General features: G+C 47.1%; 21 protein-coding genes and 1 tRNA gene. 16 read left to right on the top strand and 6 right to left on the bottom strand.

The features are described 5' to 3' along the window. Window positions 1-37: 37 nt before the first annotated feature. From B5F91_RS08965 to phoU, 7 genes are all read left to right on the top strand, one after another. Complete coding sequence (locus B5F91_RS08965; RefSeq protein WP_087428750.1) at window positions 38-784, top strand: metallophosphoesterase; 747 nt, start codon at window positions 38-40, stop codon at window positions 782-784. Further along, complete coding sequence (locus B5F91_RS08960) at window positions 765-1,427, top strand: hypothetical protein (protein WP_144025092.1); 663 nt, start codon at window positions 765-767, stop codon at window positions 1,425-1,427. Before B5F91_RS08965 ends, B5F91_RS08960 begins: the two co-directional genes overlap by 20 nt. Window positions 1,428-1,600: 173 nt before the next feature. Beyond that, window positions 1,601-2,365 carry a PstS family phosphate ABC transporter substrate-binding protein gene (locus tag B5F91_RS08955; RefSeq protein WP_087428773.1) on the top strand — a complete coding sequence of 255 codons (765 nt, stop codon included), beginning with the start codon at window positions 1,601-1,603 and terminating at the stop codon, window positions 2,363-2,365. A 43-nt stretch (window positions 2,366-2,408) separates the two neighbouring features. Then, window positions 2,409-3,602, top strand: coding sequence for a phosphate ABC transporter permease subunit PstC (pstC, locus tag B5F91_RS08950; RefSeq protein ID WP_087428749.1), 1,194 nt, complete (start codon window positions 2,409-2,411; stop codon window positions 3,600-3,602). A 30-nt stretch (window positions 3,603-3,632) separates the two neighbouring features. After that, complete coding sequence (gene pstA, locus B5F91_RS08945) at window positions 3,633-4,490, top strand: phosphate ABC transporter permease PstA (RefSeq protein ID WP_087428772.1); 858 nt, start codon at window positions 3,633-3,635, stop codon at window positions 4,488-4,490. 18 nt (window positions 4,491-4,508) lie between these two features. Continuing rightward, a complete protein-coding gene (pstB, locus tag B5F91_RS08940) occupies window positions 4,509-5,261 on the top strand; it encodes a phosphate ABC transporter ATP-binding protein PstB (RefSeq protein ID WP_087428748.1) in 753 nt (250 codons plus the stop codon). Window positions 5,262-5,411: 150 nt separating this feature from the next. After that, on the top strand, window positions 5,412-6,107 hold the full coding sequence (gene phoU / locus B5F91_RS08935; protein ID WP_087428747.1) for a phosphate signaling complex protein PhoU: 696 nt from the start codon (window positions 5,412-5,414) through the stop codon (window positions 6,105-6,107). Window positions 6,108-6,186: 79 nt separating this feature from the next. On the opposite strand, the gene B5F91_RS08930 is transcribed toward phoU, so the two are convergent. From B5F91_RS08930 to B5F91_RS08915, 4 genes are all read right to left on the bottom strand, one after another. After that, window positions 6,187-6,801, bottom strand: a complete 615-nt coding sequence (locus B5F91_RS08930) for an LUD domain-containing protein (protein ID WP_087428746.1) — start codon at window positions 6,799-6,801, stop codon at window positions 6,187-6,189. Continuing rightward, window positions 6,794-8,164, bottom strand: coding sequence for a lactate utilization protein B (locus tag B5F91_RS08925; RefSeq protein WP_087428745.1), 1,371 nt, complete (start codon window positions 8,162-8,164; stop codon window positions 6,794-6,796). The genes B5F91_RS08930 and B5F91_RS08925 overlap by 8 nt, the downstream gene beginning before the upstream one ends. Continuing rightward, window positions 8,161-8,901, bottom strand: coding sequence for a (Fe-S)-binding protein (locus B5F91_RS08920; RefSeq protein ID WP_087428744.1), 741 nt, complete (start codon window positions 8,899-8,901; stop codon window positions 8,161-8,163). Before B5F91_RS08920 ends, B5F91_RS08925 begins: the two co-directional genes overlap by 4 nt. Window positions 8,902-9,212: 311 nt before the next feature. After that, window positions 9,213-9,286, bottom strand: a tRNA-Thr gene (locus tag B5F91_RS08915). A gap of 307 nt (window positions 9,287-9,593) precedes the next feature. On the opposite strand from B5F91_RS08915, the gene B5F91_RS08910 reads away from it, so the two are divergent. From B5F91_RS08910 to B5F91_RS08865, 9 genes are all read left to right on the top strand, one after another. Next, the gene (locus tag B5F91_RS08910; RefSeq protein ID WP_087428743.1) at window positions 9,594-10,124 is read left to right on the top strand and encodes a DUF4199 domain-containing protein; all 531 of its coding nucleotides are present in this window, start codon (window positions 9,594-9,596) and stop codon (window positions 10,122-10,124) included. Window positions 10,125-10,171: 47 nt separating this feature from the next. Beyond that, window positions 10,172-11,122 carry a glycosyltransferase family 2 protein gene (locus B5F91_RS08905; protein WP_087428742.1) on the top strand — a complete coding sequence of 317 codons (951 nt, stop codon included), beginning with the start codon at window positions 10,172-10,174 and terminating at the stop codon, window positions 11,120-11,122. Window positions 11,123-11,124: 2 nt separating this feature from the next. Beyond that, entirely contained in the window at window positions 11,125-11,637 is a 513-nt protein-coding gene (locus tag B5F91_RS08900) for a DUF6452 family protein (protein WP_087428741.1), read from the top strand. Further along, window positions 11,585-12,298, top strand: coding sequence for a DUF6048 family protein (locus B5F91_RS08895; RefSeq protein ID WP_087428740.1), 714 nt, complete (start codon window positions 11,585-11,587; stop codon window positions 12,296-12,298). The genes B5F91_RS08900 and B5F91_RS08895 overlap by 53 nt, the downstream gene beginning before the upstream one ends. 3 nt (window positions 12,299-12,301) lie before the next feature. Continuing rightward, window positions 12,302-12,871: a manganese efflux pump MntP family protein gene (locus B5F91_RS08890; protein ID WP_087428739.1), complete on the top strand. Its 570-nt coding sequence runs from the start codon at window positions 12,302-12,304 to the stop codon at window positions 12,869-12,871. A gap of 161 nt (window positions 12,872-13,032) precedes the next feature. Beyond that, window positions 13,033-14,046 carry an FAD:protein FMN transferase gene (locus tag B5F91_RS08885; protein WP_087428738.1) on the top strand — a complete coding sequence of 338 codons (1,014 nt, stop codon included), beginning with the start codon at window positions 13,033-13,035 and terminating at the stop codon, window positions 14,044-14,046. 478 nt (window positions 14,047-14,524) lie between these two features. Further along, window positions 14,525-16,516 carry an oligopeptide transporter, OPT family gene (locus B5F91_RS08875; protein WP_087428737.1) on the top strand — a complete coding sequence of 664 codons (1,992 nt, stop codon included), beginning with the start codon at window positions 14,525-14,527 and terminating at the stop codon, window positions 16,514-16,516. A 7-nt stretch (window positions 16,517-16,523) separates the two neighbouring features. Continuing rightward, window positions 16,524-17,363 (top strand): alpha/beta hydrolase, encoded by an 840-nt coding sequence (locus B5F91_RS08870; protein WP_087428736.1) that lies wholly within the window; start codon window positions 16,524-16,526, stop codon window positions 17,361-17,363. Window positions 17,364-17,463: 100 nt separating this feature from the next. Continuing rightward, window positions 17,464-18,012: a 30S ribosomal protein S16 gene (locus tag B5F91_RS08865; RefSeq protein WP_087428735.1), complete on the top strand. Its 549-nt coding sequence runs from the start codon at window positions 17,464-17,466 to the stop codon at window positions 18,010-18,012. Between the two features lie 172 nt (window positions 18,013-18,184). Here the strand turns inward: B5F91_RS08865 and B5F91_RS08860 are convergent, their stop codons facing one another. Beyond that, window positions 18,185-19,204 carry an endonuclease/exonuclease/phosphatase family protein gene (locus B5F91_RS08860; protein ID WP_087428734.1) on the bottom strand — a complete coding sequence of 340 codons (1,020 nt, stop codon included), beginning with the start codon at window positions 19,202-19,204 and terminating at the stop codon, window positions 18,185-18,187. Between the two features lie 102 nt (window positions 19,205-19,306). Continuing rightward, on the bottom strand, window positions 19,307-20,572 hold the full coding sequence (locus B5F91_RS08855) for a DNA/RNA non-specific endonuclease (RefSeq protein ID WP_087428733.1): 1,266 nt from the start codon (window positions 20,570-20,572) through the stop codon (window positions 19,307-19,309). Window positions 20,573-20,610: the final 38 nt, after the last annotated feature.

Below are 20,610 nucleotides of genomic sequence, written 5' to 3'. Positions count from 1 at the left end.
GTCTATTCTTCCTTTAGGGATACTGACGGGATGTGACATGATAGAATTTCATCCATACGACTTGGATATTGACGGAGAAACTGGAATCAATGCTAAAAATATCAAAAGGATTGAATCAGCATTGCAAGGAAAAGACGCATTTTCTTTTGTATTCATCAGTGATACACAACGCTGGTATGATGAAACAGAAGATGCCGTATATGCCATTAACCAAATGGAAAATGTAGATTTTGTCATTCATACCGGAGACCTTTCCGATTTCGGGCTGAAATTAGAATTCGAATTACAACGCGACATCTTAAACAAGTTGGATGTCCCTTATGTATGTTTATTAGGAAATCACGATTGCCTAGCTACCGGACAAGACGTTTTCAGAATCATTTTCGGAGATGAGAACTTCTCGTTCCATGCCGGAAACACCCATTTTGTATGCCTGAACACCAATGCACTGGAATTTGATTATTCAGAAGCTGTGCCCGACTTTGCCTATATTGAAAATGATTTAAGCAACTTGCCCGCAGGAATAGCCCGGACTATCGTAGCCATGCATGCCGCACCTTATACAGAACAATTCAATAATAACATCGCCCGTGTGTTCCAACATTATATAGATGAGTACCCTTCTCTGCAATTCTGCTTGGCTGGACATACGCATAGCCTTGCTGTAGAAGACATTTTTGAAGACGGCATATTTTATTATACAGCCCCCTGCATCAAAAAACGTACTTTGCTTCATTTTATTTTCACCCCAGACTCTTACACTTATGAAACAATACCTTATTAATATATTAGCAATTCTGTTATTTTCTATTGCCTTCACACCTGTTATTGCCAATCCGACTGATTCACTTGAAGCAGTTCTCCCACGGAAATGGGATAAACGAATACATCAGAAATACGAAGGCTGGGAACGGTTGCGCCCCACACACGTCAAATACCAATATGCCGGCGGAATGGGAGTGTCCGCCTTCGGAATAGGATGGGATTATGGGAAACGCAGGCAATGGGAAACCGACTTTCTAGTCGGATTCTTACCTTCCAAATATGCGGATAAGTTCCGACTGACCTTTACTGTCAAGCAAAACTATATCCCTTGGAGCATGAGCTTTGATGAGCATTGGGCTTTGGAACCATTCTATTGCGGATTATACGTCACTACCATAGCTGGAGAAGAATTTTGGAAACAAGAACCAGGACGTTATCCGAACCGATACTACAATTTCAGCACCAAACTACGTCCGTATATTTTCATCGGACAACGTATCAATTTGAATTTGGATAACAATCTCATCAAACATATCAGCTTATTCTATGAAATAAGCAGTTGCGAACTTTATATTATTAGCAAAATAACAAACAGCAGCCTGAAAATGAAAGATATCCTCCGATTCTCCTTCGGAGCAAAAATACAATTATTCAAAGACTGATCAAACATTCATTGAAATGACTTAGCTATGTAACAAGTTTGTAACACCCCTTTCGAGAAAATCATTGTACCTTTGAACCGTTAAATTTTAGCAATCAAAAAACTGAATATTAACGGCGTATGAAGAAATATGTTTCTTTTTTCTTATTAGCATGCTGCACATGTCTGCCGGACATGCTGATGGCACAACGCATCAAAGGAAGCGACACCGTACTTCCTCTCACTCAAGAATTATCGGAAATGTATATGAAAAAGAATCCCTCTGCTACAGTAACTGTAACGGGAGGAGGTAGCGGTGTAGGAATTTCAGCCTTGCTCGACGGAACAACCGACTTGGCAATGGCATCTAGAAAAATCAAGTTCAGCGAGAAAATGAAGATGAAACAGGCTAAGCATGAACCTTGCGAATACATCGTAGCTTACGATGCACTAGCTGTTATTGTCAATCCTCAAAATCCCGTGAAACAGCTCACCCGTGAACAGTTGGAAGACATCTTCCGCGGTAAAATCACCAATTGGAAAGAAGTGGGAGGCGAAGATGCACGTATCGTAGTTTATTCACGCGAAACGTCTTCAGGTACATACGAGTTTTTCAAAGAAAGCGTTCTGCATAACAAGAATTACATGAGCAGTGTACTTTCTATGCCCGCCACGGGTGCCATCATCCAGTCGGTACGCCAGACCAAAGGCGCCATCGGCTATGTAGGCTTGGCTTACCTGAATCCATACGTAAAAGCAATTGCCGTATCCTACGACCAAGGCAAACATTATGTCTACCCTTCGGTAGAAAGCGCAACCCGGAAAGAATACCCCATTGTCCGTCCGTTGTATTATTACTACGACAAATCAAACGAAAAGAACGTCATGCCTTTCCTCAACTTTACCACTTCAGAAGAAGGACAAGCCAAGACATTAGACTTGGGATTCATTCCCCGCTAACCATAACACATAACATAGGTATATATAATAAGGTATATAGAATATGAAAAGATTGATTGATAACATCGCACGGTATATACTTACCGTGAGCGGGTTTACCACCAGCGTGGTCATCCTGCTGATTATCGGCTTCCTGTTCAAGGAAGCGGTAGGCCTCTTCAACAATCCCATCGTAGAAGACGGATATGTCTTGGCACTCAACAAGGAAAACGATGTAAAAAAGCTGAGTGCACAGCAAATCAAGAACATCTTCGATGAGGAAATCACCAACTGGAAAGAAGTGGGCGGAAAGGATATGCCCATCACCGTATTCCGCTTGGAAGACCTTGACAAGCATTACACGGAAGAAGAATTAGGAGCGGAATACGAATTTGCCGGCGCTAAAATTGCCGAACAGATTTACCAAACTCCAGGCATTGTCGCATACGTTCCCGATGTGCTGATAGAAGGTCAAAAAAACATTCGCTATATTGAAGACCAAAACATTCCAGCAAAAGATGTTTTATTAGGCAACGAATGGTTCCCGACAGCAACCCCTTCCCCTATCTTCGGTATTCTTCCACTGATAAGCGGTACATTATGGGTCAGCTTCTTCGCTATCCTCATCGCCTTGCCCTTCGGATTGGCAATTTCCATTTATTTAGCCGAAGTGGCGAACGAAAAGACCCGTAAGTTCCTGAAACCGATTATCGAATTGCTGAACGGCATTCCTTCAGTAGTCTACGGTTTCTTCGGGTTGGCAGTCATCGTTCCATTCCTTCAACAGACATTCAATCTGCCCGTAGGTGAATCAGGCTTGGCAGGTAGTCTGGTACTGGCTATCATGGCATTGCCTACCATTATTACTGTAGCAGAAGATGCTATGCGCAGTTGTCCGCGAAATATGCGCGAAGCCAGTCTGGCTTTAGGAGCGACCCAATGGCAAACCATTTACAAAGTAGTGATTCCCTTTTCCATATCCGGTATTACTTCAGGTATTGTACTTGGCATCGGACGTGCTATCGGCGAGACCATGGCTGTACTGATGGTGACGGGTAATGCAGCAGTCATGCCTCACAGCATTTTGGAACCTTTGCGGACCATTCCGGCAACTATTGCAGCTGAATTAGGCGAAGCTCCTGCAGGAGGCGCGCATTATCAATCGCTCTTTTTATTAGGTGTCATCCTCTTTTTCATCACTTTAATTATTAACTCTTGCGTAGAAATCGTATCTTCACGCAATAAATTCAAGAAATAAGTTATGGCTGTTGAAATCGACCCTTCTTACATGAAGCATAAAAAGGGCATTCAGAAAGGAATGTTCATTTGCTTCCGCATACTCAGTTATTTCATTGCGTTACTGTTATTTTACATTCTAGGATTCATTATTGTAAAAGGCATCAGCGTCATTAACTGGGATTTCCTTACCCAAGCGCCTACCGATGGCATGACCAAGGGAGGTATCTGGCCCGCCATTGTGGGTACATTTTACTTGATGATAGGAAGTGCTTTGTTCTCTTTCCCTGTAGGCGTAATGAGCGGCATCTACATGAACGAATATGCACCGAAAGGAAAATTGGTAAACTTCATCCGTACCATGACCAATAACCTGGCAGGTATCCCGTCTATCGTATTCGGTCTGTTCGGTATGGCGTTCTTCGTCAATTACCTGGATTTCGGCGACAGCATCATTGCCGGATCGCTCACGTTGGGTCTGTTGGCATTGCCGATTGTCATCCGTACTACCGAAGAAGCGTTTAAAGACATCCCTACCAGCTATCGGGAAGGAAGTCTGGCACTGGGAGCCACCAAGGCACAGACCATTTGGAAAGTGTTGCTGCCGATGGCGATGCCCCGCATCATCACGGGATTAATCCTTTCATTGGGACGTGTGTCGGGCGAAACAGCTCCTATCCTCTTTACGTGTGCAGCCTACTTCTTACCGAAATTGCCGTCAAGCGTCTTCGACCAATGTATGGCACTGCCTTATCACTTGTATGTAATTGCCACCAGCGGTACCAACATCGAAGCACAAACCCCTATCGCTTACGGCACAGCTTTTGTACTGATAGTCATCGTATTGATTATGAATCTGCTGGCTAATTACATCCGTAAATATTTCGAGAACAAACTAAAATCAAAATAACACATTATCGTCATCTGTATGAATAAGATTGAAGCTAAAAACGTAGATTTCTATTACGGCGACTTCCATGCGCTGAAGAACATCAATATTACTATCCCCAACAATGAGGTAGTAGCTTTTATCGGTCCTTCCGGATGTGGTAAATCAACTTTCCTGCGCTTGTTCAACCGCATGAACGATTTGATTCCGGGCACCCGGCTGACAGGAGAAATAGACATTGATGGACGGAACATTTACGACCCGTCGGTCAATGTAGACATCTTACGTAAGAATGTGGGCATGGTGTTCCAACGCCCTAACCCGTTTCCGAAAAGTATCTTCGAAAATGTAGCATACGGCTTACGAGTAAACGGAATTAAAGACAAAGACTTCATCACCGAACGTGTGGAAACTGCACTGAAAGGCGCCGCTTTATGGAACGAAGTAAAAGACAAGCTGAAAGCCTCGGCTTACGACCTCTCCGGCGGACAACAGCAACGTCTGTGTATCGCTCGCGCCATGGCGGTAGAACCTTCGGTCTTGCTGATGGACGAACCCGCTTCGGCACTCGACCCTATCTCGACTTCGAAAATCGAGGAGTTGATTTGCGAACTGAGCTCGCAGACCACGGTAGTCATCGTGACCCACAGCATGCAGCAAGCTGCCCGTGTGAGCAACAAGACCGCTTTCTTCTATATGGGCGAAATGGTGGAATACGGTGAAACAAAGAAAATCTTCACCAGCCCCGACAAGGAAGCAACTCAGAATTACATCACGGGGCGTTTCGGATAAACTTGTATATAATAATATGGAGAAACGCAGATTAACACAGATTTTCGCAGATTACAAATCAAAATTAATCCTCTGCGAAAGAATAATCCGCGTTAATCTGCGATAATCTGCGTTTTTATCATTAACTTTAACCCATAATTAAAAACGAACATGGTAAAATTTGTAGAAAACGAACTTCTCAACATCAAGACAGAAGTAAACGATATGTGGCAGTTAGTTTACCAGCAATTGGAAAATGCCTATAAATCCGTATTAAACGTCGATATGGAACTTGCCGACAAAGTCATCTTGCGCGAAAAGCGTGTCAACGCCTTCGAACTACGCATCGACAGCGACATCGAAGACTTCATCGCTCTCTATAATCCGGTAGCCGTAGACCTGCGCTTCGCACTCGCCATGCTGAAAATCAACACCAACCTGGAACGTATTGGCGACTATGCAGACAGCATCGCGCGCTTCGTTATCCGCACCGAACTGAAGCCCGAAAACAAAGCTTTATTTGCTGAACTGCAATTGGAAGATATGTTCGACATGGTGTTGCACATGCTCAGCACCACTTACGACGCATTGCAGAAACAAGACATCAGCCTTGCCAAATCTATTTTCGACAAAGACGAAACACTGGACATCCTGAACAAGAATGCCATCGAAACCTTAGCAACATACGCTCACGAACATCCTGAAGAAATCAAGTTGTGCCTGGAAATAGCGGGCATCTTCCGCAAATTGGAACGTGCGGGCGACCACATCAACAACCTCGCCGAAGAAACTGTGTTCTACATCGATGCCGAAGTGTTGAAACACCACAAGTCGATGATGGCGGCGGAAGAAGAGGCAAATAGTTAATAGTTAATAATTAACAGTTAATAGTGGAGGAGAACGATGTCAATCATTCCACTATTAACTGTTAATTATTAACTATTAACTACAAAAGAATAACCGTCACGCTGCGCGGGCCATGCGCTCCCATCACCAAAGCCTGTTCAATATCTGCGGTCTTCGACGGTCCAGAAACGAACACTCCATAACCATACTCACCTGTGTCGATACGCTTGTAAGCCTCATGCATGTTATTCACTAGGTTCTTCCGGTCAAGCAAGATAACCAAGGCTTCGGATATAAAATACACCGCACGCTGCTCTACATCCTGCTGCAGCCATACCGCCCCGTTCTCGCATACGCCGATGCGTCCGTCTACAACCGCAAGGTCTGTACCGTCCAACTCTGCAGGACTTGCCACATCATCAGGATGAAAAGTGGCACACGTTATCAGTTGGATTTTCTCACCCGTTGCCACTTCCTTCATATTCGAAGCTACCCGTTTGGCATTCGGGTAACGGCTCTTTATTACTTCGTTGATATCGTCTTCCGAAGTCAGCACTACCGCCTCACCTCCCATTTGCTTCATGATAGCGCAAAACTGGGTTACCTTATCCGGATAAGTCAAGGCATTCTCTTCCAGTTCCGTCAAGTCGGGACGCTCATAGCGTACCCGCGTATTGCGGCGGATATTCTGCAATATGTCTTCTCTACTACTCATTTATCTTTCCTTTCTTCCACATCTCGTTAAAACTTTCTTTGGCGAATGTGGGCATCTCGTGCTCTTTGCCCCAGTCATTCAAGCCGTTGTATACCATCCAGCGGGGAAAAGCATTCACCCATTTAGCTTTACGTAAAGCCAAGTTAAACAATTCCGGATGTTCCATCAAGAACTTCATGCCGCCCGACATCAGTTTCTTCTCGCAGCTCGCCACACCCAAGCCGTCCAGCTTCTGACGCCAACGGTAAATCTGGTCTGCCAAATCCACCTTAGCCGGACACACGTTCTGGCAAGAATGACACAACGAACATGCCGACACATTATCATAATAATGCAAAGGAGCCTTCAGCATACCGAGGTTGATACCGATAGGTCCGGGAATGAAATAAGTGTACGAATACCCCCCCGAACGGCGGTACACCGGACACGTATTCATGCACGCCCCACATCGCAGGCAATTCAAGGTCTTCACGTGTTCCGGGTCGGCAAGAATCTGGCTTCTTCCATTATCTACAATAATGATATGCAATTCTCCTCCCTTACGCGGCTTGCGGTAATGCGAAGTGTACGAAGTGATGGGTTGTCCCGTACCCGAACGGGCTAACAAGCGGGTGAATACCCCCAAGGCTTCACGGTCGGGCACAATTTTTTCCAGTCCGAATGCCGTAATCTGCAATTTAGGCTGAGAAGTGCCCATATCCGCATTGCCTTCGTTGGTGCACACCACACATTCACCCGTAGAAGCCACGGCAAAGTTGGCACCCGTCATAGCCGCTTCGGCATGAATGAACTTCTGGCGCAGGTTCTTCCGTGCAGCATGGGTCAAATACGTTTGGTCGTTATTGCCCGGCTCGGTGCCCATTTCACGTACAAAGAGTTCACCTATCTCCTCTTTCTTGATATGAATGGCTGGCATCACAATGTGGCTGGGTTTCTTATGCATCAACTGAAGGATGCGCTCTCCCAAGTCACTTTCTACGACTTCGATGCCTTTTTCTTCCAAATACTCGTTCAGCCCGCATTCTTCCGCCAGCATCGACTTGCTCTTGATGAAATGCTTCACCTGATGCCCGTTGAGGATGTTATAGATAATCTTGCAATATTCCCCGGCGTCTTTTGCCCAATAGACGTATGCCCCATTGGCAAGCGCGTTTTTCTCAAACTCCTGCAACAATTGGTCCAAATGGCTGTTGCTATACATTTTCAAGGCACACGCCGCGTCGCGCAGCTGCTCCCATTCGGGAACTTCCTTGCTCATTTTGTCCCGTTTGGCACGAACCATCCACAACGTTTCATCGTGCCATGCCGCCATGTCCTTATTCTTCAAGAACTCTCCGGCTGCTTTCGAATGTTTCGTACTCATAACCCTGCCGCTAAAATTTGAACAATATGAATGGTCTTGATAGGCAGACGGTCACGTTCGATAATGCCCGTCTGGTGCATCAGGCACGAACTGTCCGCCCCTACGATGTATTCGGCTCCCGTATCGATATGCCGCTGTACCTTGTCGCGTCCCATGCGTCCCGACACATCGTGCTCTTCTACGGCAAACATACCCCCGAATCCGCAGCACTCGTCCGGACGTTCCGGTTCTACAATCTCGATGTCCTTCACCAGCGACAACAAGTCGCGCAACTTATTATAATAAGGTATGTTCAATTCGCTGGGCGAAGAAAGATGCATCAGGCGCACACCGTGGCAACTGTTCTGGATGCTGACCTTATGCGGGAACGATGCCGCAATCGAAACAGGCTTCACCACATCGTGGATAAACTCGCAAATATCATAAATCTTCCCTTCGCTGGCACACCGGTGCGACTCTTCCGCCAGCAGGTTCCCATAATGGTCGCGCACGAACACCACACAACTCGCCGAAGGGCCTACGATATAATCGTAACGCTCAAACAAACGGTCGAAACGCTTTGCCAGTTCCTTGGCTTCTCCTTCAAATCCCGCGTTCGCCATCGGCTGCCCGCAACAAGTCTGGTCCAGCGGATAATCCACATCCACACCCAGACTCTTCAGCAGCTTATACGAAGCCACCCCCACTTCGGGATAGACCGCGTTGATGTAACAAGGGATAAACAATCCTACTTTCATGCTTTTCTCATTTAGTTTTTATCACGAGCAAAGTTACTTCATATTCTTGAATAAACGAAAATACTTCACGAATATTATCAGAAAATAATTTCAAGTCCTTAACTTAGAAATACAACCCCTCCCCAAAACGCACCTAGGTTCATCAGCCTACTCACCTAGATTCATCGGCTGATGAACCCGTATGCGTAAGCCGATGAACCCGTATGCATTTTTGGCAGAAGGGAAAAGACTTTTTGACAGGACTATTTTTCACATGGCGTAAATACAAAAAGAAAAGCCGCCCCTCAAGAGAGAGACAGCTTTACGAATCGAGCCTCTTGTCGGATTCGAACCAACGACCCCGAGATTACAAATCACGTGCTCTGGCCAACTGAGCTAAAGAGGCAGGTGGGTAAGCTTACCATATCGCGCCGCTACAACCAACTACCTTTGCTGCGATCAAGCCCTGGAGGATTCGAAGGGAGCTGGCCGTATGGGACTTACCCGTATTTCAAATATCTTGCAATCCCTGAACTATCGGCGCGATATTTCTTGATTGCGGGTGCAAAGGTAAGCGTTTTTTTTGAATCTGCAATACCTTTCGATAAAAAAATGAAGAAAATTTGAAAGAAACATCATTTTTCCCGCTTTTCATAGAGGAAATAGAGACAAAAAGCGTACTTTTGTAGACGAATATTTAAAGAAAAAAGATAATGACAACAGATAGACCAGTCTCCATTCAAGAACCTTCAATGAGGTTCGGCACTTACATGGGTATTTTTTGGATGTTCAAATTCATCTTTCTCCCATTAGGCTTCAGTATACCCTTGTTGCAACTCTTTTTTATCCTATGCACGCTTTTTGTGCCCATTTTAGGATACCTGTACGCACGGAAGTTCAGAAATACCTATTGCGAGGGGACAATATCTTTCTCCCGCGCTTTTCTTTTTACGGCATGTATGTACATTTTTGCGGCGATGCTGACGGCGGTAGGCCATTACATCTATTTCCAGTTCATCGACCAAGGATTCCTGATGGACATGTACCGCCAGCAACTGAATGAAGCTAAAGCAATGGTACAAGGCGAACTTGCCACTTCGATTGACCAAATAATGATTGCATTCGACACGGTAGCGGCACTTACACCCATTCAGCTTACTTTCCAACTTATCACGCAAAACGTATTTTATGGCATCCTCCTGTCTTTACCCACAGGATTGCTGGTCATGAGGTACAAAAAATAATTTTTAATCCATAATACTCAGTTCCTAATTTTTAATTACTTATTCAGATGGACATATCAGTAGTAATACCTTTATATAATGAAGCCGAATCATTGCCCGAACTGCATGCTTGGATAAAACGAGTCATGAACGCACACGGGTTCAGCTATGAAATTATTTTTGTAAACGATGGAAGCACCGATAAATCTTGGGAGATTATCGAGAAATTAAGCCAAGAAAATAAAGAAGTGAAAGGCATCAAGTTCCGCCGGAATTACGGCAAGTCTCCGGCATTGTATTGCGGGTTCGAACGTGCCGAAGGAGATGTGGTCATCACCATGGACGCCGACCTGCAAGACAGTCCCGACGAAATTCCGGAACTCTACCGGATGATTACGGAAGACGGCTATGACTTAGTTTCGGGCTGGAAGCAGAAACGCTACGACCCGCTCTCGAAAACCATACCGACCAAGTTGTTTAACGCTACCGCACGTGCCGTATCGGGCATCCACAACCTGCACGACTTCAATTGCGGGCTGAAGGCATACCGGCGCGATGTAGTGAAAAACATCGAAGTATATGGCGAAATGCACCGGTATATCCCTTACCTTGCCAAAAACGCGGGCTTTACCAAAATCGGGGAAAAAGTCGTGCACCACCAAGCACGGAAATACGGAAAAACGAAGTTCGGGCTGAACCGCTTCGTCAACGGATACCTGGACTTGATTACCCTGTGGTTCTTATCCACTTTCGGGGTCAAGCCTATGCATATCTTCGGATTCTTGGGCACCATTATGTTCCTCTTGGGACTTATTTCGGCAGGTGTTATCGGTTTCAACAAGCTGTATGACATGTATGCGGGCCATCCGTACCGGCTGGTAACGGAAAGCCCTTACTTCTACCTTGCCCTGACCACTATGATTATCGGGACGCAGCTTTTCCTTGCCGGATTCATCGGCGAACTGATTGCCCGCAACGCTCCCGAACGCAATAAATATCAAATTGAAAAAGAATTATAACGATGAAAAGACTACCGGTGCTACTCTGCATCCTCTTGCTGACAGGGGTGCTTATTCCAAGTTGTGAGGTGGAGAACTGCCCGCCCAACGCTTTGTCGTACCTGCATTTTTCGCTGGTAGACCAAAACGGAAGGACGTTCCAAACTTCGGACACCATTACCATCGTAGGGCAGACCCTTGCCAACGATTCGCTTGTATCCGATACGCTCATCAATCAGGAAACGGCTGCAAACAGCTTCACCCTGCCTTTAAGCTACGACGCTTATACCCAGTTTATCTTTGTCTATCATGCGTTGAATGCCGGCTATGTGGGACGGGATACCATCCGGATTGACCACCGCAATATCCCCTATTTCACCAACTTAGACTGCGGCACCATGATGTTTTACGAAATTACCAATGTCGGGCACACCCACCACAGGCTCGACTCCATTGCTATCACTAATCCGAATATAGACAACAATGAGAAAGAGAATATCCGCATTTATTTCACTGTTTCTGGCGTTGAGCAGTAGCCTCCTGTTCTTGCTTCCCGCTCCGGCATGGGCGCAAAAGAAAGACAAAGAACAACTGAAGGCAGACTATAAGGCTTCCCCGTTTTATCAAGGGAGCTCTGTCGGTGTAGAGATTGCCGGTATAGGGGGATATCTGTTGGGAGGAGACATATTGAGCAGCGAGATTATCTTGCAAAGCAATCTGAAAAACCGTTTCTTGCCTACCCTCGAAATAGGATATGGGAAGACCGATGTGGTGAACGATGCCAACGACATGCATTACAAAACATCCGCCCCCTATTTCCGCATCGGTATGGACTATAATGTATTCTATCTGAAACCTTACCTGCCGGGCTATCTGTACGTAGGCTTGCGCTACGGCATGAGCTCGTTCAGCTACGACGTGAGCGGACCTGACATGAGTGACCCCAACTATGGAGGCACTACCGTGCCTTTCTCCTACTCAGGCATGAAAAGCAAGGCGAGCTGGCTGGAAGGCGTGGTAGGCATCAAAGTAAAGATATACAAAGGCTTCCACATGGGATGGGCGGTGCGCTACAAGATGCGCATGAGCATCACCAACCACGAGAACTCGCAGCCTTGGTACGTGCCCGGATTCGGGAAAAACGCCAGCAGCAGCTTCAACCTGACCTATAACTTAATTTACAATCTTCCGTTTTAGCACATGAGCACGTTAGAAATTTGGTTGTTGGCGGTCAGCCTGGCTATTGACTGCTTCACGGTATCCGTTGCCAGCGGAATCATCCTGAGGCGCATCCATTGGAAAACATTCCTCACGATGGCTTTCTTCTTCGGCTTCTTCCAAGCGTTGATGCCCCTGTTAGGATGGTTCGGAGCCAGCCGTTTCAGCCACCTCATCGAGGCATACGACCACTGGATTGCCTTCGGGCTGCTCGCCTTTTTGGGCATCCGCATGATACGCGAATATTTCAAGGACAGCGAAGAATGCAGCTTCGACCCTACCCGGCTGAAAGTGATTATCACCCTCGCCGTAGCGACCAGCATCGACGCGCTGGCGGTAGGCATCTCGTTCGCTTTCACCGGATACAACAATTTCGAGCGTCTGCTCTCCCCGCTCCTGATTATCGGGCTGGCATCTTTCCTGATTTCGTTAACCGGAAGCCTCATCGGCATCTTCTTCGGGAAACGGTTCAACCTGCGCATGGAGCTGTTCGGCGGGCTGGTGCTTATCGGCATCGGAGTGAAGATACTGTGCGAACACTTGCTCGGTTAGAAAATTGAGAATGATAAGTATGTGTATCGAATTAAATGAAATAAGGAAACGCAGATTTTCGCAGATTCACGCAGATTTAATTAATTATCAAAAAAAATAATCTGCGAAAATCTGCGTGAATCTGCGTTTTAAGCTGACGAATTTATAAACTAATTAGAACAATGGCAAATAGAAACGGACTGAAATGGCAAATCCCCTTCCTGCTCCTGCTCATCGTGGGAACGGTGCTCATCTTACGCAAACAAGCCCCTTACCAAACCGACCAAGGGCTGGTGTTCGGCACCATGTATAAAATCACTTACCAATCGAAAGAGAACCTGAAAACGGAAATCGAAGCCGAACTGCAAAAGGTAGACCGTTCGCTCTCGCCTTTCAACAAGCAATCGGTCATCACCCACATTAATGACAACACCGACATGCAGGCGGATTCCCTGTTCGCCTACGTCTTCCGCTTAGCCAAACAGATTTCGGAAGAGACCCATGGCGCGTTCGACATCACCGTAGCCCCGCTGGTCAACGCCTGGGGATTCGGGTTCAAAAATGCCGACAACGTGGATTCATTGACTATCGACAGCCTGCGCCAATTCGTGGGATTCGAAAAGATACGCCTTGAAGACGGAAAAGTCATCAAGAGCGACCCGCGCACGATGCTGGATTGCAGTGCCATAGCCAAAGGATTCGGAGTGGACTGCGTGGCACGGCTGCTCGACCGGAAAGGCGTGCGCAACTACATGATAGACATCGGCGGGGAACTGGTGATGAAGGGCGAGAACTCGAAAATGCAGCCGTGGCGCATCGGCATCAACAAGCCCATAGATGACTCGCTCGCCGTCAACCAAGAACTGCAAACCATCCTCCAGATTTCGGATGCAGGGCTTGCCACATCGGGAAACTACCGCAATTTCTACTATAAAGACGGAAAGAAATACGCGCATACCATCGACCCTCGCACGGGCTATCCCATCCAGCACAACATCCTTTCGGCTACCGTCGTAGCTCAGGATTGTGCCACGGCAGATGCCTACGCCACCTCGTTCATGGTCCTTGGGCTGGACTCCGCCAAAGCCATTTGCGACGCTCATCCCGAGCTGGACGCTTACTTCATCTATACCAAGGAGGACGGGAAAACAGACGTATATTATACGGAGGGGATGAAGCGGTATATTGTGAGGTAGTCAACAATTAATAATGAACAGTTAAATGAATATCCGCAAATCGCCAATGTAGGGGCGTATCGCATACGCCCTGAATACACCAATTATCTACGCGGATGTTTTCGGGCGTATGCGATACGCCCCTACAGTTAATTTAGTAAAATAGGGATATTCATTAACAGTTAATAGTTAAACGGTGAATCGCATGAGATTTACATCGGGCAAAGTCTCGGAAACGATGAATCGCATGAGATTTATGCCAAACAAGCCCTCGGAAGTGATGAATCGCATGAGATTTATGCCAAACAAGGCCTCGGAAGTGATGAATCGCGTGCGATTCACGTCCGGCAAGCCCTTGGGTTAACTTGTAGGGGCGTATCGCATACGCCCCGAAAACATCCGCGTGGATAAGTTGGTGCATTCGGGCGTATGCGATACGCCCCTACGGCTGGCACTTTGCGGACATGAAAGATAAATTAAAACTAAAAATAGAAGCAACATGAAAGAAACAAAAGAAGAAAACCCGGCGGGATTGCCCGAAAACGCATTCCGCCCATTGAAGCCGGGCGAGCAGTATCATCCGCTGATGTCGCCCGACAAGAAGTATCCCGAAGTAAACGCCTGGTCGGTCACGTGGGGCATCGCCATGGCTATCCTGTTCTCTGCCGCCTCGGCTTACTTAGGGCTGAAAGTAGGACAAGTGTTCGAAGCCGCCATTCCTATCGCTATCATTGCCGTAGGCGTGTCGGGCGCGGCGAAACGCAAAAGCGCGTTAGGCGAGAACGTCATCATCCAGTCTATCGGAGCCTGTTCGGGAGTCATCGTTGCGGGAGCCATATTCACCCTGCCCGCCCTCTACATCCTGCAAGACAAGTATCCCGAAATGACCGTCGATTTCTTCCAGATGTTCATCAGTTCCTTGCTGGGCGGCATCTTGGGCATCCTGTTCCTGATTCCGTTCCGCAAATACTTCGTGAGCGAAAAGCACGGCGAATACCCATTCCCCGAAGCTACGGCAAGCACGCAGGTATTGATTTCGGGCGAAAAGGGAGGGAGCCAAGCCAAGCCGCTGCTCTTCGCGGGACTCATCGGAGGGCTGTATGACTTCATCGTGGCTACCTTCGGCTGGTGGAACGAGAATTTCACTACCCGCGTATGCGGCTGGGGAGAAATGATAGCCGACAAAGCCAAGTTGGTGCTCAAAATCAATACCGGAGCCGCAGTGTTGGGATTGGGCTACATCGTGGGGCTGAAATACGCCGCTATCATTTGCGCGGGCTCGCTTGCCGTATGGATAATCATCGTGCCGGGCATTGCCCTGCTATGGGGCGACCAAGTGCTGAATGCCTGGAATCCGGCTATCACCCAAACCGTTAGCTCGATGTCGCCCGAAACTATCTTCGCCGAATATGCCAAAAGCATCGGCATCGGAGGCATCGCCATGGCAGGCATCATCGGCATCGTCCGCTCGTGGGGCATCATCAAGAGTGCGGTAGGGCTGGCGGCTAAAGAAATGGGCGGGAAAAAGGCGGAAGCCAACGTTGTCCGCACCCAAAAGGACTTATCAATGAAAATCATCGCTATCGGCTCGATTATCACGATTGCGCTCATCGCCTTGTTCTTCTATTTCGACGTAATGCAAGGCAACCTGCTCCACACCATTGTAGCCATTATCCTTGTGGCAGGCATCTCGTTCTTATTCACGACCGTAGCGGCGAATGCCATTGCCATTGTAGGCACCAATCCGGTTTCGGGCATGACCTTGATGACCTTGATTTTGGCATCGGTGGTCATGGTAGCCGTAGGCTTGAAAGGGGCAACCGGCATGGTGGCAGCATTGGTCATGGGCGGCGTGGTATGTACGGCATTGTCGATGGCTGGAGGATTCATCACCGACCTGAAAATCGGTTATTGGTTGGGAAGCACTCCCGCCAAGCAACAGACGTGGAAATTCCTCGGCACACTGGTGTCGGCAGCTACCGTGGGCGGCGTCATCATGATTCTGAACAAGACTTACGGATTCTCGTCCGGAGCACTTGCCGCCCCGCAAGCCAATGCCATGGCGGCTGTAATCGACCCGTTGATGAACGGTGTGTCTGCCCCTTGGCTGCTTTATGGCATCGGAGCCGTATTGGCTTTGGTATTGACCTATTTTAAAGTCCCTGCCCTCGCCTTTGCCTTAGGTATGTTTATCCCGTTGGAACTGAACCTTCCGCTCATCGTAGGAGGAGCCATTAACTGGTATGTCACCACCCGCAGCAAAGACGCTTCCGTCAATACGGCACGCGGGGAAAAAGGCACCCTGCTCGCTTCGGGATTCATCGCCGGAGGTGCCTTAATGGGAGTGGTAAGTGCCGCAATGCGTTTCGGAGGAGTCAATCTGGTAAACGAAGCATGGCTGGCAAATCCGATGAGCCAAGTGGTATCGCTCGTTGCATACGCACTCCTTATTATCTATTTAGTCAAAGCAAGTATGAGAATTTCAAAATAACCTTACCATGAAAAAGTTAGCATTAATGAGTTTACTCTTCGTTTCTACGCTGCTCTCGGCGCAGGAACCTATCAAAATCAAGTTATGGCAAAACGGCGCGCCCAATGATAACGGCATGACCGGGCAAGTGGAAAACGGACCGCTCTATGTGGCAGAACCGACCATCGAAGTCTATCCCGCTAAAGAAAGCAACGGATTGGCAATCGTCATGTGCCCGGGCGGCGGATACGGACATCTCGCTATGGCACACGAAGGACACGACATGGCAAGCTGGTTCAACAGCCAAGGTATCACGTATGCCGTCCTGACCTACCGCATGCCCAACGGAAACAATGAAGTGCCCCTGAGCGATGCCCAACAAGCCTTGCGCATCATGCGCCAGCACGCCAAAGAATGGAACATCCGGAAGCTGGGCATCATGGGAGCCTCTGCCGGCGGACATCTGGCAAGTACAGCCGCCACCCATTTTACAGACGCTGAGACCCGTCCCGACTTCCAAATCCTTTTCTATCCGGTCGTCACTATGGACCCGACTTATACTCACATGGGCTCGCACGATAACCTGTTAGGCAAGAATCCATCAAAGGAACTCGAACAGAAGTATTCGAACGAATTGCAAGTCACTCCAGAGACGCCTCAAGCCTTCATCATGCACAGCAGCGATGACGGTGTCGTTCCTGTAGCCAATAGCGTAAACTACTACATGGCATTGGTGAAAAATGGTGTATCTGCCAGCCTGCACACCTATCCCATCGGCGGACACGGCTGGGGATTCCGCGACAATTTCATCTACAAACGCCAATGGACCGGCGAACTGGAAAAATGGTTGCGGGAAATAAATAAGTAATAATTCTTTGCGAATCAAATAAAAACCATTACCTTTGCACCCGCTAATACGGGATATTAGCATAATTCAAATCATTAATCATTAATTAAAGAACAACAAAATGGCAACAAAAATCAGATTGCAAAGAAGAGGACGTAAAGGATATGCGTTCTACTCAATCGTTATCGCAGATTCAAGAGCACCACGTGATGGTAGATTTATTGAAAAAGTGGGTACTTACAACCCGAACACCAATCCTGCCACAGTAGATTTGAATTTCGACCGTGCAATGTACTGGGTTATGGTAGGTGCACAACCTACAGACACTGTACGCAACATTTTGTCTCGCGAAGGTGTTTACATGAAGAAACACTTGATGGGAGGCGTTGCTAAAGGCGCATTCGATGAAGCTACAGCTGAAGCTCGCTTCAACGCTTGGAAAGAAAACAAACAAGCCGGCTTAGAAGCACAAAGAGCAAAAGAAGAAGAAGCCAAGAAAGCTGCTGCTAAAGAACGTCTGGAAGCAGAAAAGAAAGTAAACGAAGAAATTGCGAAGAAAGTAGCTGATAAGAAAGCCGCTGAAGCTGCAGCTAAAGCTGAAGCAGAAGCCGCTGCAAATGCTGAAGAAGCACCTGCAGAAGAAGCTACTGAAGCTCCGGCAGAAGCATAAACATTCTTTTATTACTTATAAAAATACCCGGTTTCGTTATGAAGCCGGGTATTTTGTATAATCAAATGTACATTAAGCGAAGTATGAAGAAACGCAGATTTTCGCAGATTAACGCGGATTTGAATTAATATTTAAATTATAATTTGCGGAAATCTGCGTTTATATCATCCAATCACCGCTTAATGAAATAAACCACCGTAGGAAGATGGTCGCTATATCCGTTCAACCAGCGTCCTCCGGCTTGGGTACGGTTGGGATAGCCGGCATATTTGCCATCGGTCTGAAACAAATAGTCACGCTTGAATATCTCGTGGCTCTCGTAAGTCAGCTTGCGCGGACGGCGGTTTAAGAAATTCCCTGTAAACACAATTTGGTCGAAAAGATTCCATTTGCCACGGTATTTCAGGGTTCCGTCTCCTTCGGCTAACGTATTCCACCACGGATTATATAATTCTTTCTTTTTCACATCCTTTGCGTAACGTTTCGCGCCTAATGATTCCGCCATGCTTTTGTCCATCGGGTCATCGTTCATATCTCCCATAATGACAATCTTGATTTTCGAGTCCAAGCGTTGCAACGAATCTTTCAAGGCACGCACTTGCATTCCGGCACGTTCACGGGCAGGAGATTCCGCACCACGTGAGGGCCAATGATTCACGATAAAGGCAATCCGTTCACCAGCCATTTTCCCATCCGCTATCAAGAAGCCACGTGTGGGACGGTCTGTAGGATTAGCAAGCTGATAAGGAACCAATTTGGTAGATGTCACTTGATAAAGCTCCGGATTGTAGAACATGGCACAATCGATGCCCCGCTCGTCCGGACCTTCGTAATGGATAATCTGATATCCCCGCCCTGCCAAAGCCGGTTGCTTCAGCAAGTCTTCCAACACCCGGCGGTTTTCTACTTCCGCCATGCCGATTACCGCTGCCCCTTCGGACACCTTATCCGTAGCCAAGAGACTCAATACCGTCGATATATGTTCCAACTTCGACTGGTATTTCTTTTCGTCCCATTTATTCCGCCCGTCGGGCAAGTATTCGTAATCGTTCTTTCCTTCATCGTGAACGGTATCAAATAGATTCTCCAAATTATAAAACGCCACTCCGTAGAGTTTTCCTTTCTTGTTTTGTGCATTGCCTACTACAACGAGTAAGACTAAAAGCACCATTAATCCGATTCTTCTATACATATTTTTAGGAGTCTCAAACGCAGAGACGCAAAAGCGCAAAGTTTTTATTTTTTAGCAGACAAAGGTGCGCTGCGTTTTTGCGTCTTTGCGTTCTATTAAAAATTACCATTTCCAATCGTTTATCACCGCTTCCGCTTCCACTTGATTCTCTACGGCATCATCCAAGTTGCAGAAGAAATCAATGCCGGTTTTCCGTTCCAATTCGTCTACCGATACCACATAGCGTTGCAAATCTTCGGCTTTCGGATTGCGTGCCAAGCCTTCCTGATGCGGAACGAGGAAAGCTATCGCATGAAACTCATTTCCTTTTTGAGCCAATATAGCCATGAAATAAGAGGCAGGACATGCCAATCCGTGTATCGTGAAACCATTGGCGTCGGTGGTAGGCGTACCGCCTTGCACCTTTGTTCCGGTGAAATTCACTAATAAATCATTCAATGTTCCACCCTTTGCCACATATACCTTATCATACGTTCCCGATGCGGTAGAGCGTCCCCATGCCTGCACTTGTGCTTCCAGTTCCCGCCAAAAGCCACCGTTGAAATCATTCAATTGGGGAGACATATTACTATAATAGAAGGTCTGTTCGTTTGCTTCCTTTACATATACCCGGTCTTCCGAAGCGCATAAGTGTCCTTTATCGAAACCGTCGCTCTTGTGGTCGGCTTCTTCGGTCTGCATGTCCGAAGGCAATCCCGGATCTACCGCCCACGCATCGGTGCGCGATACTTCATCAGCTGAGGTGGTTTTATCGAACGAGAAAGCTACCCAGTTGGCATGTCTCTTTGCGGCATTCCATTCCAAGGCATAATTCAATATCTGCTTGCCATCCACCGTAACATCATGGGCGACAAAGACATTCGAATCATTCAAACAAGGCATTTCGTATTCCGTGAGATAAGCGTCTCCGGTATTGGCGTTCAAATTTCCTGCCGGAGCATCTTCCTCTACATATTCGATGGTTACGTTATTCCCTTCGATATCCAATACCCGGAACTTCAGGAAACGATAACGGTCGGCACCCATACACCATGCCCAATAAGCGGATTCTTCCTCAATGTCGATAGATTGTTGCCAACCGCTTTCCTGCACCGGAATATCCTGCATAGCATCCAAGCGTCCGGCATCACTCCTCACGAACCAATAGGTATCGCCATGGAAAGTTTGGTCTTGAATGTAAAACGGATAAGTGAACCCTTCGGGCTGGCAAATAGAAAAGCCTTCCGATGCACTTTCATATCCTTTCAACACAAGTGTGACCGCCCCTTCTTGTGTGATCTCATTCTCTATAATTATCGCCTCATTGTCACTACATCCTGTAGCCATCCAGCCGAGGAGCAACATGTAAATACTTAAAATCTGCTTCATAGATGTAAAATTAAAACGCAGATTAACGCGGATTTAAA

Source organism: Bacteroides sp. An322, from assembly GCF_002161765.1.
Classification (GTDB): domain Bacteria; phylum Bacteroidota; class Bacteroidia; order Bacteroidales; family Bacteroidaceae; genus Phocaeicola; species Phocaeicola merdavium.
The sequence above is the reverse complement of the archived record's forward strand: the minus strand, read 5'-3'. Positions and strand labels throughout refer to the sequence as shown.

Coding starts and splice junctions, on each gene's coding strand:
- pstA (WP_087428772.1), top strand. CDS start 3,633: ATGAAGCATAAAAAGGGCATTCAGAAAGGAATGTTCATTTGCTTCCGC.
- B5F91_RS08890 (WP_087428739.1), top strand. CDS start 12,302: ATGAGCACGTTAGAAATTTGGTTGTTGGCGGTCAGCCTGGCTATTGAC.
- B5F91_RS08875 (WP_087428737.1), top strand. CDS start 14,525: ATGAAAGAAACAAAAGAAGAAAACCCGGCGGGATTGCCCGAAAACGCA.
- B5F91_RS08965 (WP_087428750.1), top strand. CDS start 38: ATGATAGAATTTCATCCATACGACTTGGATATTGACGGAGAAACTGGA.
- B5F91_RS08960 (WP_144025092.1), top strand. CDS start 765: ATGAAACAATACCTTATTAATATATTAGCAATTCTGTTATTTTCTATT.
- B5F91_RS08930 (WP_087428746.1), bottom strand. CDS start 6,801: ATGAGTAGTAGAGAAGACATATTGCAGAATATCCGCCGCAATACGCGG.
- B5F91_RS08865 (WP_087428735.1), top strand. CDS start 17,464: ATGGCAACAAAAATCAGATTGCAAAGAAGAGGACGTAAAGGATATGCG.
- B5F91_RS08900 (WP_087428741.1), top strand. CDS start 11,125: ATGAAAAGACTACCGGTGCTACTCTGCATCCTCTTGCTGACAGGGGTG.
- B5F91_RS08860 (WP_087428734.1), bottom strand. CDS start 19,204: ATGTATAGAAGAATCGGATTAATGGTGCTTTTAGTCTTACTCGTTGTA.
- B5F91_RS08855 (WP_087428733.1), bottom strand. CDS start 20,572: ATGAAGCAGATTTTAAGTATTTACATGTTGCTCCTCGGCTGGATGGCT.
- B5F91_RS08955 (WP_087428773.1), top strand. CDS start 1,601: ATGCTGATGGCACAACGCATCAAAGGAAGCGACACCGTACTTCCTCTC.
- pstC (WP_087428749.1), top strand. CDS start 2,409: ATGAAAAGATTGATTGATAACATCGCACGGTATATACTTACCGTGAGC.
- B5F91_RS08885 (WP_087428738.1), top strand. CDS start 13,033: ATGGCAAATAGAAACGGACTGAAATGGCAAATCCCCTTCCTGCTCCTG.
- phoU (WP_087428747.1), top strand. CDS start 5,412: ATGGTAAAATTTGTAGAAAACGAACTTCTCAACATCAAGACAGAAGTA.
- B5F91_RS08925 (WP_087428745.1), bottom strand. CDS start 8,164: ATGAGTACGAAACATTCGAAAGCAGCCGGAGAGTTCTTGAAGAATAAG.
- B5F91_RS08870 (WP_087428736.1), top strand. CDS start 16,524: ATGAAAAAGTTAGCATTAATGAGTTTACTCTTCGTTTCTACGCTGCTC.
- B5F91_RS08905 (WP_087428742.1), top strand. CDS start 10,172: ATGGACATATCAGTAGTAATACCTTTATATAATGAAGCCGAATCATTG.
- pstB (WP_087428748.1), top strand. CDS start 4,509: ATGAATAAGATTGAAGCTAAAAACGTAGATTTCTATTACGGCGACTTC.
- B5F91_RS08920 (WP_087428744.1), bottom strand. CDS start 8,901: ATGAAAGTAGGATTGTTTATCCCTTGTTACATCAACGCGGTCTATCCC.
- B5F91_RS08910 (WP_087428743.1), top strand. CDS start 9,594: ATGACAACAGATAGACCAGTCTCCATTCAAGAACCTTCAATGAGGTTC.
- B5F91_RS08895 (WP_087428740.1), top strand. CDS start 11,585: ATGAGAAAGAGAATATCCGCATTTATTTCACTGTTTCTGGCGTTGAGC.